The sequence below is a fragment of the Streptomyces sp. CBMA29 genome (genome assembly GCF_014596445.1).
In the GTDB taxonomy this organism is placed as follows: Bacteria; Actinomycetota; Actinomycetes; order Streptomycetales; family Streptomycetaceae; genus Actinacidiphila.
The window spans coordinates 1-17,680 of record NZ_MECL01000005.1; the positions used below are offsets into that span (position 1 = coordinate 1).

At 71.9% G+C, this 17,680-nt stretch carries 13 protein-coding genes; 8 read left to right on the forward strand and 5 right to left on the reverse strand.

From position 1 onward, the window contains the following. Positions 1-1,749, reverse strand: a 1,749-nt coding sequence (locus tag BGM09_RS01265) for a TOMM precursor leader peptide-binding protein (protein WP_188279457.1), incomplete at its 3' end; no start/stop codon positions are given. 5 nt (positions 1,750-1,754) lie between these two features. Beyond that, the gene (locus tag BGM09_RS01270; RefSeq protein WP_188279458.1) at positions 1,755-2,801 is read right to left on the reverse strand and encodes an AfsR/SARP family transcriptional regulator; all 1,047 of its coding nucleotides are present in this window, start codon (positions 2,799-2,801) and stop codon (positions 1,755-1,757) included. Between the two features lie 701 nt (positions 2,802-3,502). On the opposite strand from BGM09_RS01270, the gene BGM09_RS01275 reads away from it, so the two are divergent. From BGM09_RS01275 to gcl, 4 genes are all read left to right on the forward strand, one after another. Continuing rightward, positions 3,503-4,369 carry a TIM barrel protein gene (locus tag BGM09_RS01275; protein ID WP_188279459.1) on the forward strand — a complete coding sequence of 289 codons (867 nt, stop codon included), beginning with the start codon at positions 3,503-3,505 and terminating at the stop codon, positions 4,367-4,369. Between the two features lie 74 nt (positions 4,370-4,443). Next, the gene (locus BGM09_RS01280) at positions 4,444-5,343 is read left to right on the forward strand and encodes a 2-hydroxy-3-oxopropionate reductase (protein ID WP_188279460.1); all 900 of its coding nucleotides are present in this window, start codon (positions 4,444-4,446) and stop codon (positions 5,341-5,343) included. A 218-nt stretch (positions 5,344-5,561) separates the two neighbouring features. Further along, complete coding sequence (locus BGM09_RS01285) at positions 5,562-6,308, forward strand: hypothetical protein (protein ID WP_188279461.1); 747 nt, start codon at positions 5,562-5,564, stop codon at positions 6,306-6,308. Positions 6,309-6,548: 240 nt separating this feature from the next. Beyond that, positions 6,549-8,336, forward strand: coding sequence for a glyoxylate carboligase (gcl, locus tag BGM09_RS01290; RefSeq protein WP_188279462.1), 1,788 nt, complete (start codon positions 6,549-6,551; stop codon positions 8,334-8,336). Here gcl and BGM09_RS01295 read toward each other — a convergent pair. Together BGM09_RS01295 and BGM09_RS01300 are read right to left on the reverse strand one after the other, a co-directional pair. Then, the gene (locus BGM09_RS01295; protein ID WP_188279463.1) at positions 8,317-9,963 is read right to left on the reverse strand and encodes an AMP-binding protein; all 1,647 of its coding nucleotides are present in this window, start codon (positions 9,961-9,963) and stop codon (positions 8,317-8,319) included. The genes gcl and BGM09_RS01295 overlap by 20 nt on opposite strands. Next, positions 9,960-11,636, reverse strand: a complete 1,677-nt coding sequence (locus BGM09_RS01300) for an AMP-binding protein (protein WP_188279464.1) — start codon at positions 11,634-11,636, stop codon at positions 9,960-9,962. Before BGM09_RS01300 ends, BGM09_RS01295 begins: the two co-directional genes overlap by 4 nt. A gap of 210 nt (positions 11,637-11,846) precedes the next feature. On the opposite strand from BGM09_RS01300, the gene BGM09_RS01305 reads away from it, so the two are divergent. The 4 genes from BGM09_RS01305 (at position 11,847) to BGM09_RS01320 (ending at position 16,860) form a co-directional block, all read left to right on the forward strand. Beyond that, positions 11,847-12,668, forward strand: coding sequence for a helix-turn-helix transcriptional regulator (locus BGM09_RS01305; RefSeq protein WP_188279475.1), 822 nt, complete (start codon positions 11,847-11,849; stop codon positions 12,666-12,668). A gap of 167 nt (positions 12,669-12,835) precedes the next feature. Then, positions 12,836-13,483: a LysE family translocator gene (locus tag BGM09_RS01310; protein ID WP_188279465.1), complete on the forward strand. Its 648-nt coding sequence runs from the start codon at positions 12,836-12,838 to the stop codon at positions 13,481-13,483. A 250-nt stretch (positions 13,484-13,733) separates the two neighbouring features. Continuing rightward, entirely contained in the window at positions 13,734-15,269 is a 1,536-nt protein-coding gene (locus tag BGM09_RS01315) for a DHA2 family efflux MFS transporter permease subunit (protein WP_188279466.1), read from the forward strand. A gap of 349 nt (positions 15,270-15,618) precedes the next feature. Next, positions 15,619-16,860, forward strand: coding sequence for an MFS transporter (locus tag BGM09_RS01320; RefSeq protein WP_188279467.1), 1,242 nt, complete (start codon positions 15,619-15,621; stop codon positions 16,858-16,860). A gap of 45 nt (positions 16,861-16,905) precedes the next feature. On the opposite strand, the gene BGM09_RS01325 is transcribed toward BGM09_RS01320, so the two are convergent. Continuing rightward, positions 16,906-17,490: a putative glycolipid-binding domain-containing protein gene (locus BGM09_RS01325; RefSeq protein ID WP_188279468.1), complete on the reverse strand. Its 585-nt coding sequence runs from the start codon at positions 17,488-17,490 to the stop codon at positions 16,906-16,908. Between the last annotated feature and the right edge of the window lie 190 nt (positions 17,491-17,680).

The following is a 17,680-nucleotide window of genomic DNA, read 5'->3' on the forward strand; positions in this document are numbered from 1 at the left end:
GGCGAGCGCGGTGAGCACGCCTCGGGTGGCGGCCTCGGCGGCGGTGCCGCCCGCGCCGGTGCCGGCGGAGGTGGCCTCCGCGATCCGCTCCCGGTTGTCGGGTCCGAACGGCCGCAGCGCCGCGGCGGGCACCAGCAGCGTCTCGCCGCTGAGCAGCGAAGTGGCCGCGCACCAGCGCGGGACCAGCCCGGCCGCGGTGCCGAGTCCGCTGGTGATGCTCAGCGCGGCCGGGTCGACGGACCGCCACTTGCCGCGCGCCGCTTCCAGTTCAGGCCCGGACAAAGCCTGTTGAACGGGTACGACGTGCTCCGCGTACACCTCGGCCGCCCGGTACAGCGCGCGCAGCCGGGCGCCCGCGACATGGTGGACGTCGAAAGCGGTGATCTCCCGCCGGACGCGGTGCCCGGCGCCGAGCACGACGGTGCTGACCTTCAGCGGTGTCTGCGCCCACTCCTCGTCGGCGTACGCCTGGAAAACGCCGGTCCTGCGCTGGACCAGGACGGACCGGCCGGTGATCTCGGCGAGCGCGGCCTGCGCGGCGTCCTCCTCGCCCGCGCCGTCCGAGACGGGTCCGCCGAGCGGCGACGCGGCGGCGCCGACCTCGGCCGCCGACTCGGCGGTCAGGGAGGCCAGTTCGAGCGGCGTACCCGCGGAGGCCGCCGCCGTACCGCAGTGCGGGCAGCGCGGGTGCGGGAGCAGGGGTTCGGCGACGGTGTCGAGCGAGTCGATGTCCTGGACGAGGAGTTGGTTCTCCGTCTCGGCCGGGAGGACGCCCGTGGTGCGGCGGAAGACCTCGTACGCCAGGAGGTTGCCGATCATCGCGGCGAGCGGTCCGCCGACGACGGGGGCGGCGCTGTCGCGGGGCCCCGCGGGGGCGACCGCGCTCCACAGGTCGGCCGCGGCGCCCGCCTCGCCGTTCGCGCCGAGCCGCAGGGCCGCGCAGGTCCAGCAGCCGGCGGTGCCGGTCGCCATGAGCGGGCCGATGACGACGGACTCGCCGAACGTCCAGGCGGGGAGCAGCAGTCGGCCGGCGGGCAGACCCGCGTCGAGGAGCCGGGCGATCTGCCGGGGGGCGCGTTCGCCGGTGACCAGGACCGTGTCGTAGCCGTCGAGGTGTTCCCAGCCGTACGTGCCGGGCGCGCCCTCCGCGTCGGCCGGGGCGTCCAGCCAGTCCAGGTCGACCGGGCAGTTCTCGGCGCGCAACGCCCTTGCCTCGTCGAGGACTTCGGCGAAACGGTTGCCGGGGCTGTCGACGGCGCGCGGCACGGCGACGGCGGCGCAGCCGTTGCGGACGAGACCGAGGACGGCCCAGCGGGCGAGGGCGTCGTCGCCGAGTACAGCCACGCGGGCCTGCCGGAAGCGCCGGAAGCGGTCGGCGGCGCCGTCGGTGTAGTGGTCGACGTAGTCGATCTGCGCGGCGAAGCGCTCGGTGACGGCGCGGTCGAGCGGTTCGGTGTCGCTCCGCGCGGGGACGGCGTCGCGGGCGAAACCACGCGCGTAGAGCGTGCCTACCAGCCGTACCACCATCTCGCGCTGCTTGTCGCCGAGGCCCTGGCAGAGCGCGGCCACCGTGTGGTCGCCGGTCAGGTGCGGGACGATCAGCGTCGCGAAACGGTAGGCGGAGGGCATGACGACGCTGAAGCCGCCGCGCGCGTTGTGGAAGTGCACGCCGGTCGGGGTCTGCGTGTAGAGCACGTCCCGGCGGATCCGCGGCCGGGTGTCGGCGATCTCGTCATACGGTGACACCATGTCAGTCACGCCTCCGTCGGATGCAGTTCCACGGCGCTCGGCCGCTGCGATGGGGTGGGGGTGTGCCCGGTACGTCCGGGGGGCGCGGCGCCGCCGACCCCGTCGGCCGCCGCTGCGCGGGTGAACACCCGCAGGAGTTCGTGCATCCGGTAGAGACCGCGCGGGCCCTCTTCGAGCAGTCCCGCGCCGACCAGGGTGTCCAGGACGCGGCCGCCCTCGACGGGTTCGCCCGCCACCGGGTCGGCGTCCGCGTCACGGACCGCCGTCGGGCCTCCGGATGCCGCCGGGGGCGGGTCGCCGCGGGTCACCGGCCGGCCCTGCGGCGGCGGGCTCTGCTCGGATTCACCGCGCAGGATGGCCAGTTCGAGGCGTTGCAGCGCGGGTCCCGGGTCGACGCCGAGGGACTGCGCGAGGTGGTTCTTGACCCGCCGGTACTCGGCGAGCGCTTCGGCGCGGCGGCCGACGCGGTACAGCGCTTCCATCAACTGCTCGGTGAACCGCTCGTGCAGCGGGTGGGCGCGGGCCGTCGGCCAGATCTCGGCCACCGCCTCCCGGTGCCGCCCGCAAGCCAGTTCGAGGTCGAAGACGCGCTCGATCGCGCGCAGCCATTCCTCGTGCAGCCGGGGCAGTTCGTCGCGGTGCAGCAGGTCGGAGGGGACGTTGGCCAGCAGCGGCGGCTGCCAGAGGGCGAGCGCGGAGCGCAGCAGACGCAATTCGGCGTCGGGCTGCTCGGTGGCGTACGCCTGGTCGAGGAGTTCGCGGAACTGCACCAGGTCGAGGGTCGCGGCGTCCGCCGTCAGCCGGTATCCGCCGGGTACGGCTTCGATGGTGTTGCCCGCGATCCCGTATTTGCCGAACAGCCGGCGCAATCGCAGGACGCAACTGTGCAGGGCGGACTTGGCCTGGGCGGGAGTCTCCTCGCCCCAGATGACGCGTTGCAGGAAGTCGGCGGAGACGACGGAATTGGCATTCAGCAGCAATGCGGCCAGGAGTGCGGCGGGCCGCGACGGCTGAAGCACCGCGGATTCGCTGCCGTCGGTGACGGCCAGCATTCCGAGTACCGTGAATCTCGTATGCGGAACTACCTTCGGCGGCGTATCGCCTTTTGCCGTTGGCAATCCAGCACTATTTTCGAGCGCATTGGACCAGACCACCAATCCACCATCCCCGTTGCCCCGTTACGACCGCTGTCACACCCGGCGGGAGTGGGCCGGAGCGAGGCAGAATCCCCTGAGGGTCATACCTATTGGCGGTCACCGAGGACAGTACGGCAGCACTCTTTGCCTTGTCCAGGGAAAAATCACGTGACACCGGGTTACCCGTCTGTTAGATGGGGTCGGTGTACCCAAAATGCGAACTCGCTCCCGGAACCGGGACACACCGGACCGTATCCCTCCGGTGCGGATGCGAGCAATCGGACATACTTCGCAGTATTGCGGGAGCGTAAAGCGGCATTCTCCTTACCCCTCACCGGGCGGATTTATGCCGGTCACCCCGAGGTCGACTTCGATTTACATGTCAAGTTTCCGTCGGGTTTGATCGTGAACTTTCGCCAGAGGAATAGACCAGCGCCATTGCGTGACACCCGGGCCCGGTCTGAGCTGCGCGGCGGCGGCGCACGGTGGCCGGACGGGGCCGGGTGGGACCGGACGGGGCCGGACGGGGCCGCGGAGACTTGACAGCCGCCGAGGGGCTGATTCAATGTTCCACAAGACAGAAAATAACTTCCGCAATACGGAAGGGGCACACGCTAGTGAGCTTCACCGACGCGCGCTTCGATGTGAACCTCTCGATCCTGTTCACCGAACTCCCGCTGCTGGAGCGGCCCTCGGCCGCCGCCGCGGCGGGCTTCGACGCGGTCGAGCTGTGGTGGCCGTGGACCGACGACCCCGCACCGGATCAGGCCCGGCTCAACGGGCTGCGGTCCGCACTCGAAGCGGCCGGGACCCGACTCGTGGGCCTGAACTTCTACGCGGGCGAGCTGCCGGGGCCCGACCGCGGCGCGCTGTCGGTGCCCGGCGCCGAGTCCGACCGCTTCCGCGCCAACATCGACGTCGCCGCGGACTTCGCCGCGTCCGTCGGCTGCACCGCGCTGAACGCGCTGTACGGCAACCGGGTCGACGGCGCCGACCCGGCGGTCCAGGACGAACTGGCGCTGGAGAACCTGGTGCTGGCCGCCCGCGCCGCCCACCGGGTCGGCGCCACCCTGCTCGTCGAGGCGCTGAACGCCCCCGAGTCACCGCGCTATCCGCTGGTCAGCGCCCCGGCCGCGGTCGAGGTCGTCGACCGGGTCAACGCCGCCACCGGCCTGGACAACGCGCGCTTCCTGCTGGATCTGTACCACCTGTCGATGAACGGCGAGGACCTGCCCGAGGTCATCGACCGCTACGCCGACAGGACCGGGCACGTCCAGATCGCCGACAATCCGGGCCGCGGCGCCCCCGGCACCGGCACCCTCCCGCTGGAGGAGCTGCTGGGCCGCCTGCGGAAGGCGGGCTACACCGGCTGGACCGGCCTGGAGTACAAGCCGGGCGCCGACGGCTCGGGCAACGCCTTCGGCTGGATTCCCGGCAGGCAGCCGCGCCCGTATGCCCGCGGCGGCAGGCAGCCGCGCCCGTAGGCCCGCGTAAGGAGAGGCGCGCCCCCGGCGCGCAGGCCGCGCTCCCGTACCCCACCATCCCCTGAGAGGACCCCATGAGCACCCACCTTCCCAAGGTCGCCTGGATCGGACTCGGCATCATGGGCTCCCCCATGGCCGAGAATCTGATCAAGGCCGGATACGACGTCACCGGCTACACGCTGGAGGCGGCGAAGCTGGAGCGGCTGGCGGCGGCCGGCGGCACGGCCGCCGGGTCGATCGCCGAGGCCGTACGGGACGCCGATGTGATCGTCACGATGGTCCCGGCGTCGCCGCAGGTGGAGGCCATCGCGTACGGCGAGGACGGCATCCTGGCGCACGCGCGGTCGGGGGCGCTGCTCATCGACACCTCGTCCATCACCCCGCAGACCTCGGTGGACCTGGCGAAGGCCGCCGCGGACAAGGGCGTCCGCGTGCTGGACGCCCCGGTGTCCGGCGGTGAGGCGGGCGCGGTCGAGGCCGTGCTGTCGATCATGGTCGGCGGTGAGCAGGCCGACTTCGACGAGGCCAAGCCGCTGCTGGACGCGCTCGGCACGACGGTGATCCGGTGCGGCCCGCACGGCGCGGGGCAGACGGTGAAGGCCGCCAACCAGTTGATCGTCGCGGTCAACATCCAGGCGTGCGCCGAGGCCGTGGTCTTCCTGGAGAAGTCCGGTGTCGACCTGAACGCCGCCCTTGAGGTGCTCAACGGCGGTCTGGCCGGCTCCACCGTGCTGACCCGGAAGAAGGAGAACTTCCTGACGCGCGAGTTCGCGCCCGGTTTCCGGATCGACCTGCACCACAAGGACATGGGCATCGTCACCGACGCCGCTCGTACCGTCGGCGCCGCGCTCCCGGTCGGCTCCGTGGTGGCCGACCTGGTGGCCTCGCTGCGCGCCCAGGGCGACGGCGGCCTCGACCACTCCGCGCTGCTGCGCGGTGTGGAGCGGCTGTCCGGCCTCCCGGTCAGGGACTGACGCGCAGGACCGACACACCGACACACCGACGTCCTGACCCCATGAACTCCGCCCGGTGGTGCGTGACTTGTCCTGTCGCGCCCAAACGCACCACCGGGCGGTATTTCCCGGTACGGGGAGTGCTCCCGGCCGTGGTCCAGGTGCGGCAAACTCCTGCACTATGGGATGTGCACGATGTCACAGGCACATTCCGCCGCCGCAGACCGGGAGTTGTCCACATGGCAGAGAGGGTGCTCGTGCGCTGTCCGGCCTGCGACCGTGAGCACACGTACACCGCGCCCACCTTTCCGTGCGCGTGCGGTGCGCCGCTCGCGCTCCCGGTGCTGTCCGGGGGCGCGCCCGAGCAGATCGGGCACAAGACGTGGGACGACTCGTGGGTACGGCTGCGGTGTCCCGACTGCGGCCGGGCCGACGAGTGGCCGAAGCCGGAGCTCGACTGTGTCTGCGGCGCCCTGATCCGGCTGCCGGTGGCGGGCGAGGCCGCGCAGGAGGCCGGGGCCGTGCCCGCGGGGGCGCGTCCGGCGGATCCGCCGCCCGAGCCCACCGGACAGGTTCCGCCGCCGCCGACGGACCGCCCGCCGTTCCGGCCGGTCACGATCAGGACCGGCAGGGACGCGCTGACCGCCGCCGCGCAGTTCCTGAAGTGGCTGGGCTTCGGCGGCATAAGGCTGGCCGGGGACCGTACGGCCAACGGCATCGACCTGCGCGGGGACGGACTGGTCGCCCAGGTCGACCCGACCACGCAGCCGACCGCGGCCCGTGACGTGGAGTGCCTCTGGCTGAACTGCGCCAACGAGGACGCGGTCGGCGCCTTCTTCTCGCTGGCCGGTTACGCGCACGACGCGCGGCTGCGCGCCGACCAGCTCGGCGTACCGCTGTTCGTGATGGATCTGACCGGCACACCGCAGCCGGTGAACGACGCGGCGGACGAGTTGATCAGGACGGGGCCCGGCGCCTCCGGCTGATCCGTCCTCACCTTTCCGGCACCCCGGCTGACCCGCCTCCCCTCACGGCGTCCCAAGGCGCCCGGCAGCGCGAATTCCCGCGCGCCGGGCGCCTTTTCGCTGCCCGGGGACGCCTCTTGACGCGCGCACCGGCACGGCTTACGTTAATTCCATATCGCAGAACTACTTTTCCACATAGCGGAAAGCGTGGAAGGAAGTAGTCGCCGCCAGAAGCAGGAACAGAAGCAGGAGAGGGACCTCATGCCTCGTATGACCGCCGCCCGCGCGGCCGTGGAGATCCTCAAGCTGGAGGGCGTCGACGTCGCCTTCGGTGTGCCCGGGGCCGCGATCAACCCCTTCTACGCGGCGCTCAAGGCGTCCGGCGGCATCCGCCACACGCTGGCCAGGCACGTCGAGGGCGCCTCGCACATGGCCGAGGGCTACACCCGCACCAGCCCCGGCAACATCGGGGTGTGCATCGGCACCTCGGGCCCCGCGGGCACCGACATGATCACCGGCCTGTACTCGGCGACCGGCGACTCCGTCCCGATCCTGTGCGTCACCGGCCAGGCCCCGACCTCCGTGATCCACAAGGAGGACTTCCAGGCCGTCGACATCGCCTCGATCGCCGCGTCGGTCACCAAGGCGGCGACCACCGTGCTGGAGGCCGCGCAGGTGCCCGGCGTCTTCCAGCAGGCGTTCCACCTGATGCGCTCGGGCCGTCCGGGACCCGTGCTGATCGACCTGCCGATCGACGTCCAGCTCACCGAGATCGAGTTCGACCCGGAGACGTACCAGCCGCTGCCGGTCTACAAGCCCGCCGCGTCCCGCGCCCAGATCGAGAAGGCGCTCTCGATGCTGCTGGCCTCGCGGCGCCCGCTGATCGTCGCGGGCGGCGGCATCCTCAACGCCGACGCCAGCGACCTGCTGGTCGAATTCGCCGAGCTGACCGGCACCCCGGTCATCCCGACCCTGATGGGCTGGGGCGCCATCCCCGACGACCACGAGCTGAACGCGGGCATGGTCGGCCTCCAGACCTCGCACCGGTACGGCAACGCCACGTTCCTGGAGTCGGACTTCGTCCTCGGCATCGGCAACCGCTGGGCCAACCGCCACACCGGCTACAAGCTGGACGTCTACACCGCGGGCCGCACCTTCGTGCACGTCGACATCGAGCCCACCCAGATCGGCAGGATCTTCGCCCCCGACTACGGCATCGCCTCCGACGCCAAGGCCGCGCTCGCGCTCTTCGTCGAGGTCGCCCGTGAGTTGAGGGCCGAGGGCAGGCTGCCCGACCGCCGCGCCTGGATCGACTCGACGCTGGAGCGCAAGGCGGCCTTGCAGCGGCGTACGCACTTCGACGACATCCCGATCAAGCCGCAGCGCGTCTACGAGGAGATGAACCGCGCCTTCGGCCCCGAGACGCGGTACGTCACCACCATCGGCCTCTCGCAGATCGCGGGCGCGCAGATGCTGCACGTCTACCGCCCCCGGCACTGGATCAACTGCGGCCAGGCGGGCCCGCTCGGCTGGACCATCCCGGCCGCCCTCGGCGTCGCCACCGCGGACCCGGACGCGCAGGTCGTCGCGCTGTCCGGCGACTACGACTTCCAGTTCATGCTGGAGGAGCTGGCGGTCGGCGCGCAGCACCGGATCCCGTATGTGCACGTGCTGGTGAACAACTCCTACCTGGGGCTGATCCGGCAGGCGCAGATCGGTCTCGACATCGACTTCCAGGTCAATCTGGAGTTTGAGAACGTCAACTCGCCCGAGCTGGGCGTCTACGGCGTCGACCACGTCAAGGTGGTCGAGGGCCTGGGCTGCAAGGCGATCCGGGTCACCGACCCGGCCGAGCTGGGCGCCGCCTTCGAGCAGGCCAAGAAGCTGGCGGCCGAGTACCGGGTGCCGGTGGTGGTCGAGGCGATCCTGGAGCGGATCACCAACATCTCGATGAGCACGACGGCCGACATCAGCAACGTCGTGGAATTCGAGGAGCTGGCCACCGAGCCGGGCCACGCGCCGACCGCGATCATTCCTCTTCGGGCCTGAAGTCCTCCCGCAGCTCCACCTTGCGGATCTTGCCGCTGACCGTCATCGGGAAGGCGTCCATGATCCGCAGGTGGCGCGGCGCCTTGAAGTGCGCGAGCCGGTCGGCGCAGAAGGCGGTGATGTCGGCGAGGGTCGGCGGGTCGGCCGGGTCGCGCGGGATCACGCAGGCCAGGATCTCCTCGCCGTACCGCTCGTCGGGCACCCCGACCACCTGCACGTCGGAGATCTTCGGGTGGGCGTACAGGAACTCCTCGATCTCCCGCGGATAGACGTTCTCCCCGCCGCGGATGATCATGTCCTTGATCCGGCCAACGATGGCGAGATAGCCGTCGTCCCGCATCGTCGCGAGGTCGCCGGTGTGCATCCAGCGCCCGGCGTCCACCGCCTCGGCCGTGCGCTCCGGCTCCTCCCAGTAGCCGAGCATCACCGAGTAGCCGCGCGTGCACAGTTCACCGGGCTCGCCGCGCGGCACGGTGACGCCGCTGACCGGGTCGACGACCTTGACCTCGATGTGCGGCAGGACCCGGCCGACGGTGGCGGTGCGGTGTTCGAGGCCGTCGTCCATCCGGGTCTGGGTGGAAACCGGCGAGGTCTCGGTCATCCCGTAGCAGATGGACACCTCGGCCATGTGCATCTCGGCCATCACCCGCTTCATCACCTCGACCGGGCACGGCGATCCGGCCATGATGCCGGTCCGCAGCGACGACAGGTCGTAGTCGGCGAAGTCGGGCAGACCCAGCTCGGCTATGAACATCGTGGGGACGCCGTAGAGCGAGGTGCAGTGCTCCTCCTGGACGGCGCGCAGGGTCGCGGCCGGATCGAAGGAGGGTGCGGGGATGACGATGCACGCGCTGTGCGTGGTGATGCCGAGGTTGCCCATCACCATGCCGAAGCAGTGGTAGAAGGGCACCGGCAGACAGACCCGGTCCTCCTGCGTGTAGCCGACCGTCTCGCCCACGAAATAGCCGTTGTTGAGGATGTTGTGGTGCGAGAGCGTGGCGCCCTTGGGAAAGCCGGTGGTGCCCGAGGTGTACTGGATGTTGATCGGGTCGTCGCAGCTCAACGTCGCCTCGACGGCGGCGACGTGATCCTGGGGCACACCGTCGGCGGCGGCCAGCAGGGCGTCCCAGGTGGGGTCGCCGATGAAGACGACCTCGCGCAGCAGCGGGCAGTTGCCGCGCACCTCGCCGACCATCCTGCGGTAGTCGCTGGTCTTGTGGCCGGTGGAGGAGATCAGCACCTCGATGCCGGACTGCCGCAGGACGTAGTCGAGTTCGTGCACGCGGTAGGCCGGGTTGATGTTGACCATGACCGCGCCGATCCGCGCGGTGGCGTACTGCACCAGCACCCACTCGGGGCAGTTGACGGCCCAGATGCCGACGCGGTCGCCCTTGATCACCCCGCGGCCGAGCAGTCCGCGCGCCAACCGGTCGACGTCCGCGCCGAATTGGGCGTACGTCCAGCGCCGCCCGCTCGCCACGTCCACCAGGGCCTCGCGTGCGGGGTGCGCGGTGATCGCCCTGTCGAGATTGCGCCCGATGGTGTCCCCGAGCAACGGCGTCTCCCCTGTCCCGTGCGCGTAGGAGGGCTCGGCGCTCCGGGCCGCCGGGCCGCCCGCCGCGCTCACGTGTAGTCCTCCTCGTGGAATTCGCCGCTCCCGTCGTGCATCGTGCGTTCGCGCAGCTCGATGCGGCGGATCTTGCCGGAGACGGTCTTGGGGAGGTCGGCGAACTCCAGCCGCCTGACGCGCTTGTACGGGGCGAGGACGGCCCGCGAGTGCGCGAAGATCGCCTTGGCGGTCTCGCCGTCCGGGGCCCAGCCCTCGGCGAGGACGACGTACGCCTTCGGTACGGCCAGCCGCAGTTCGTCGGGCGCGGGCACGACCGCCGCCTCGGCGACCGCCTCGTGTTCGAGCAGCGCGCTCTCCAGCTCGAAGGGCGAGATCTTGTAGTCGGACGCTTTAAATACGTCGTCACTTCTGCCGATGTACGTGATGTAGCCGTCGGCGTCGCGCGAGCCGATGTCACCGGTGCGGTAGAAGCCGCCGCCCATCGCCTCGGCGGTCAGCTCGGGCTCGCCCGCGTACCCGGTCATCAGGCCGACCGGCCGCCCCTGGCGCAGGTCCAGGCAGATCTCGCCCTCGTCACCGGGCTCGCCGGTCACCGGGTCGACGAGCGCGACCGTGTAGCCGGGCGTCGGCCGTCCCATGGAGCCGGCCTTGACCAGTTGGCCCGGACTGTTGGCGACCTGCACGGCGGTCTCGGTCTGCCCGAAGCCGTCCCTGATCAGTACGCCCCACACCCGCCGTACGTGCTCGATGACCTCGGGGTTCAGCGGTTCACCGGCCGCGACCGCCTCGCGCGGCGGGGTGCCGAGCGCGCCGAGGTCGGCCTGGATCAGCATCCGCCAGACCGTGGGCGGGGCGCAGAAGCTGGTCACCCGGGCGCGTGCCATCTCGGCCATCAGCCGGACGGCGTCGAAGCGCGTGTAGTTGTGCACGAAGACGGTCGCCTCGGCGTTCCACGGCGCGAACAGACTCGACCAGGCGTGCTTGGCCCATCCGGGTGAGGAGATGTTGAGGTGGACGTCGCCGGGCCGCAGCCCGATCCAGTACATCGTGGCGAGGTGGCCGACCGGGTACGAGAGGTGGCTGTGCTCGACCAGCTTGGGCTTGGCTGTGGTGCCCGAGGTGAAGTAGAGCATCAGCGGGTCGCCCGAGGGGGTCGGTCCTTCGGGTACGAAGCCGGGGTCCGCCGTATACGCGTCCTCGTAGGGGAGCCAGCCGTCGGGGGCGCCGCCGACCGCGATCCGCGTGTAGTCGCCGGGGACTTCGGCGAATTTCCCGGCGTCCGCGGCGCGTACGACGACATGCCGGGCGGCGCCGCGGTCGATACGGTCGCGCAGGTCGGCGGGGCCGAGCAGCGGGGTGGCGGGGATGACGACGGCCCGCAGCTTCATGGCGGCGAGCGCGGTCTCCCACTGCTCCGCCTGGTTGCCGAGCATCACCAGGACCCGGTCGCCCGCGCGGACGCCTTGTGCCCGCAGCCAGTTGGCCACCTTCGCGGACCGCTCGGCCATCTCCGCGAAGGAGATCTCGACCTCGGTGCCGTCCTCCTCGACGATCCACAGCGCGGTGCGGTCGTTGTCCTTCGCGATGGCGTCGAACCAGTCCAGCGCCCAGTTGAATTCCTCGGGCTCCGGCCACCGGAAGCCCTCGCGGGCCGCCTGGTAGTCCTCACGGTGCCGCAGCAGGAAGTCACGGGCGGCCCGGAAAGCACCGGTCGCGTCCGTTGCCGCCATCTGTCCTCCTCATCGATGGACCCCTCGGTAGCATCGTGCGGTAGTGACCTGGGTCTCACTACCCCCGGACGGGGGTGAGAGCCGGTGTCCGATTCCGTCCGGCCGGGAGTCACGGGCTCCCGGCCGGGGTGGACGGTCGGGGGCGAGGAGGTGGACCGGGTGGAAGGTCAGCGGGGCGAGGCGGTCGAAGTACGAGCCGCCTTGCTGCGAATGCGCAGGTCGGGGCTGTTGCCGGTAGCCTTCGGCGGGCTGGTGACCGGCGCCGCGGGCCAGGCGGGCGGCTACGGCGCCCGGCAGTTCCGTATCTCCGAGATGTCCGGTACCGACACCGAGTCGCTGCGGGGCCTCGCGATCACCACCGGCAACGGTCTGGGCGGCAAGACCCTCGCCACGGTCCGGCCCTGCTCGGTCACGGACTACGGCTCCTCCCGCGTGATCAGCCACGAGTACGACCCGCCCGTCGCCGCCGAGGGGCTGCGCTCGGTGCTCGCGGTGCCCGTCGTCGTCCGCCGCCGGGTGCGCGGGGTGCTGTACGGCGCGCTGCGGCAGCCGTACGCGCTGGGCGACCGTCCGCTGGCCGTCGCCCTCGACGCGGTCCGCGAACTGGAGCAGGCGCTGGCCGTACGGGACGAGGCCCAGCGGCTGCTCTCCTTCTGCCAGCAGCCGCTGTCCGCCGATCCCCGGGCCTGGGAGCGGGTGCGCGAGGCCCACCTCGAACTGCGCGCGCTGGCCACCCGCATCCCCGATGTCCGGCTGCGGCAGGAACTGCTGTCCGCCTGCGCCCGGTTGGCCTCGGCCGCGGTCCCTTCCGGCGCGGCGTCGCGGGTCCCGCGCCCGGCGCCGCTGACCCCGCGCGAGCTGGACGTGCTGGCCTCGGTGGCGTCGGGCGCCACCAACGCGGCGGCTGCCGCGCGGCTTCGGCTGCGGCCCGAGACAGTGAAGAGCTACCTGCGGTCCGCGATGCGGAAGCTGGGCGCCCATACGCGTCTTGAGGCCGTGGTCGCGGCGCGCCGTGAGGGCCTGCTGCCCTGACCCACCTGCCGCCCTGACCTCGGGCGGATGAACGGCGGCGTTATTGGGGAGCATCGGCAGGTGGCCCGCGGTTACGCTCGTCGGACCTCCGGCGCGCGGACGGCCGCTGACGGCGGGGTCATCGGGGTATCCGGGGCCATCGCGGGGCGAGGCGTGAGGGGGACGGGATGTCGGTCGACCGGTTGGCCGGATTCGCGGCGATGTCGTTGGTGCTGGTGCTGATTCCGGGTCCGAGCGTGCTGTTCGTGCTCGGCCGGGCGCTGGCCCACGGGCGGCGGACCGCGCTGGGCAGTGTGCTGGGGAACGCCACGGGCGCGTATGTGCTGGTGACGGCGGTGTCGGTGGGGCTCGGGGAGATCGTCGCGCGGTCGGTGACGGTGTTCGTGGCGCTGAAGCTGGCCGGCGCCGCGTATCTGGTCTATCTGGGGGTGAGGGCGTTCCGGCAGCGGGGGGCGCTGTCGGCGGCGATGAGCGCGGACGAACCGGCCGGGGCCGCCCGGGGGGACGTCCGTACGCTCTGGGAGGGGTTCGTGGTCGGCGTGACGAATCCGAAGACGATGGTGTTCTTCGCGGCCGTGCTGCCGCAGTTCGTCGACCGGGGCGCGGGGCACGTGCACGAGCAGATGCTGCTGCTCGGGCTGGTGTTCACGGTGATCGCGCTGATCTGCGACAGCGTCTGGGCACTGACCGCGTCGGCGGCCCGTACCTGGTTCGCCCGCTCGCCGCGGCGGCTGGCGGCGGTCGGCGGCACCGGGGGTCTGGCGATGATCGGCCTGGGCGTGACGGTCGCGGTCACGGGGCGCGCGGATCAGTAGCGGACCAGTAGCGGACCAGTAGCGGGACCAGCAGCCGAAGGACCGGGCGCGCCGCCGCTCCTGGGGGCGTCCCGCCCAGTGGGACAGGTGCTTGCGGCTGATGTGATCAGCGGCACACGGCAGGCACCAGCGAAACGTTTGCGTTTCGATAGGTCGGGTCGTACCGTCGTTGGAGTACGAAACCGTTTCGTTCATGCAGCGGTTCCGGTCGGTTCCTGCCCGTCCCGTTCCTCCACAGGAGTCCCGCCTCATGTCATCCCAGTCCACCGCCGACGCGTACGTCGGCGACTCCGCCGCGGCCTCAGGGCCGCTCGGCGCGGGCCCCACGGGCCCGGTGCAGAAGACCGAGAAGGCGAACCACCGCTGGTGGGTGCTCGGCGTCATCGCGCTCGCCCAGCTCATGGTCGTCCTCGACGCCACCATCGTGAACATCGCCCTGCCGACCGCCCAGCAGGCCCTCGGCTTCAGCGACGGCAACCGGCAGTGGATCGTCACCGCGTACGCCCTCGCCTTCGGCTCCCTGCTGCTGCTCGGCGGACGCCTCGCCGACCTCTTCGGCCGCAAGATCGTCTTCCTGGTCGGCGTCGTCGGCTTCGCGGGCGCCTCGGCCCTCGCGGGCGCCGCGCAGAACTTCGAGGTGCTGGTCACCGGCCGCGCCCTCCAGGGCATGTTCGGCGCGCTGCTCGCACCGGCCGCGCTCTCCCTGCTCAACACGACCTTCACCGACGCCAAGGAACGCGCCAAGGCGTTCGGCATCTTCGGCGCCATCGCGGGCGCGGGCGGCGGCATCGGCCTGCTGCTCGGCGGTGTGCTCACCGAGCACCTGAGCTGGCGCTGGACGCTGTACGTCAACCTGATCATCGCCGTCGTCGCCTTCATCGGCGGTATGGCCTTCCTGCGCAAGGGCGCCCCCGCCGACCGCCCCAAGCTCGACGTCCCCGGCACGGTCATGGTCGTCGCGGGTCTGTTCGGCCTGGTCTACGGCTTCTCGAACGCCGAGACCCACCACTGGGGCTCCCCGATGACCTGGGGCTTCCTGGCCGCGGGCGGCGCGCTGATCGGCGCCTTCGCCTGGTGGCAGACCAGGGCCTCGCACCCGCTGCTGCCGCTGCGCGTCCTGCTCGACCGCGACCGCGGCGCGTCCTTCATCATGCTGGCGATCTCCGGCGCCGGGATGTTCGGCGTGTTCCTCTTCCTGACCTACTTCCTCCAGGCGTCGCTGCACTACACCCCGGTCAAGACCGGTCTGGCGTTCCTGCCGATGATCGGCGCGCTGATGGTCTCCGCTCAGCTCGCCACGAATTACCTGATGCCGCGGTTCGGGCCCCGCCCGATCGTCCCGCTCGGCATGGCGATGGCCGGCGCCGGTATGGCCTGGCTGACCGTCCTCGACCTCGACAGCACCTACGCGGCGCACGTCCTGCCGCAGTTGCTCGTCATCGGCCTCGGTATCGGCCTGGCCCTGCCGCCCGCCATGAGCGTGGCCACCGCCGGGATCGCCGCCGACGACGCGGGCGTGGCCTCCGCCGCCGTCAACACCATGCAGCAGGTGGGCGGTTCCATCGGTACAGCGCTGCTCAACACGCTGGCCGCCAGTGCCGCGACCAGCTACATGACCAGCCACAAGGGCGCGGGAGCCGCCGCGCAGGCCCAGCTCCACAGCTACTCCACCGCCTACTGGTGGTCGGCGGCACTCTTCGCTCTCGGCTCCGTCCTCGCCGCCCTCATGTACCGCAGCGGCCGTCCCAGCCAGGGCGACACCACCGTCCAGGCCGTCCACATGTAAGCAAGCCTCCGGGCTCCCAAGTCCCCCGGCCCCGCAGTGAGCGGTAGTGGGCCGGGGTCAAGGGGACCGGGCCGCCGGGTCATCGTGGGGACGGGACACCCGGCACCCCCGGCCCCCCGACCGGCCGTTCTGCCAGTGCGCCGCCCCCGTGCGCACAGGCCGGGCGGCCGGTCTCTCTTTTCCCGCACCCTGCCCGACGGGTAGGGTGCGGCGCATGATCCTCCCCCACCGTGTCTAGGCAGCGGTAAGCGCCCGCAGACGACCGGCCCCGCCCTGACGGCGGGTTGACGGCGCTGCGCGGCATACGCGAAACCGCCCGCCTCCACCCGGAAACCCGAGGGTCACCACCATGTCCGCGCCTGTCCAGGCGGCGTCCTACGCTGCCGTCTTCCGCCTTCCCCATGCCCGCCGCACCTTCGGTGCGGCCCTTCTCGGACGCCTCGGCTACGGCGTCGTCTCGCTCTCCCTCGTCCTGTCCCTGACCTCCGCCACCGGATCGCTGTCGCGCGGCGGGCTGCTGGCCACGCTCTTCGCGACCGTGTCGGTCCTGCTCGGCCCCGCACGGGCCGCGCTCGTGGACCGCTGGGGCGCCAGGCGCGGCCTCACCACGCTGGCGCTGCCGTTCGCCACGGCCCTGTTCGTTTTGGCCGCGGCCGTACGGGAGCCCGGTACACCGCTGTGGGCGTTCGCCGGGCTCAGCGGCGCGACGGGGGCGCTGTGTCCGCCGCTCGGGCCGACGATGCGCGCGCTGTGGGGCGCGCTGACGCCCGACGAGGCGCTGCTGCAAAGGGCGTTCAGCGTCGACACGGTCGCGGAGGAGCTGATCTTCCTCAGCGGGCCACTGCTCGTGGTGGCCGTGCACCCGGTGAACGGCCTGGTGCTCTCCGGCGCACTGATCGGCTGCGGCACGCTCGCGATGGTCGCCTCCCCCGCCGCCCGGCTGCTGCCGCCGCGCCACAAGGCGACCGCTTCGGTGACCGGGCGGCTGCGGCTGTTCGGCGAGAAGGGCGCCGGCGTCCGCAGGGCCGCGTACGCCGCCGCCGGGATCGGCTGCTGCCTCGGCTGCGTGGAGCTGTTCGTGATCGCCTTCGCCGACCGGCACCACCACCCCTCGGCGGTCGGCTGGATCCTCGCCGCGCAGTCGGCGGGCAGCGCGCTCGGCGGTCTGCTGTACGGCCGGGTCTCCTGGCGGCTGCCCGCCGCCGCCCGGCTCCCCGGCCTGCTCCTCGTCCTGGCCGCGCTCGTCTCGGTCACGGCCGCCGCCCCCGTACTCGCGGTGTTCGGCCTGTGCGTCGCCGCCGCGGGCACGGTGACGGCGCCGATCCTCTCGACCGCCTATCTCGCGGCGGCGGGCGCGGCGCCCGACGGCGCCACCACCCGCGCCACCACCTGGGTCAACTCGGCTGTCAACGCCGGGTCTTCGGCCGGTGGCGGCCTGGCCGCGCTGCTGGTCGCCCGCGCACCGCTGGCGCTCTGCTTCCTCCTGGCGGCGGTCCCGCCGCTGCTGGCCGCCGTGGCGATCGGCCGGGCGCGGCGGACGGAGGGCGGTGCTGAGGGACCGGTGCTCGCGGAGGAGGGCGCAGGCGTCTGAGCCGGGCGAACGGGCAGCGGCGCAGCGGGGCAGCGGGCGGGGCCCTCAGAGCTTGGGGGCCGCCCGGTTGACGCGCGTGGCCAGGCCCTCGTAGTGGACGACCAGACCGTCGGCGTCCACGTCGATCTCGCTGCGGTACGTGCCGGAGGCGTAGCCGAGCCGGGCCCCTGACATCAGCGGGGTCAGGTGGGTGTAGCTCTGGATGGAGGGGCGGACGGCGAGGGTCGGGACCGGGACGAAGGCCATCAGGAAGTCCTGATGGCCTTCGTCGCGGTGGAGTTGGTGCCGCAGCACCGGCATCGTGTTGGTGAGCGGCGACATGCCGAGGTCGCAGTCGAGGGCGCCGTCGAGCGCGAGGACGACCTGCCCGTTGGCCGTCCAGCGTCCGCGCTCGTCCCGGCGCAGTTCGAGGTCGTAGGTGCCGTCGACGGTGTGCGAGGTGACGTGCAGCAGCCGGGTCACGTACCCGGCGTCGGTGTCCAACTCGTAGCTCAGCCAGTACGGTTCGGGCTTCAGTCCGACCGCGCGGCCGTGCGCGCGCAGCCGTCCGGCGGCCAGTTCGACCCACGCGGTCTCGTATCCGCCGGTCTCCTCGACCTGCCAGGTGAGTACGGTGTTCGGCGCTGTCATGGCGCAAACGTAACGTTCGCCCCGGATCGGACGCCATAAGCGTGGCGGGGACAAGTGGAGGACGGGGGTCCGCGGGCGTGCCGGAGGGCGCGTCACTCGATCGGCGGGTGCCGGGCGCGGGGCCGGCGGGTGACCGCACCGGGGCGGACGTGCGGCCGGTGCGTGGCCGAAGCTGTGCGCGGGCCCGGTC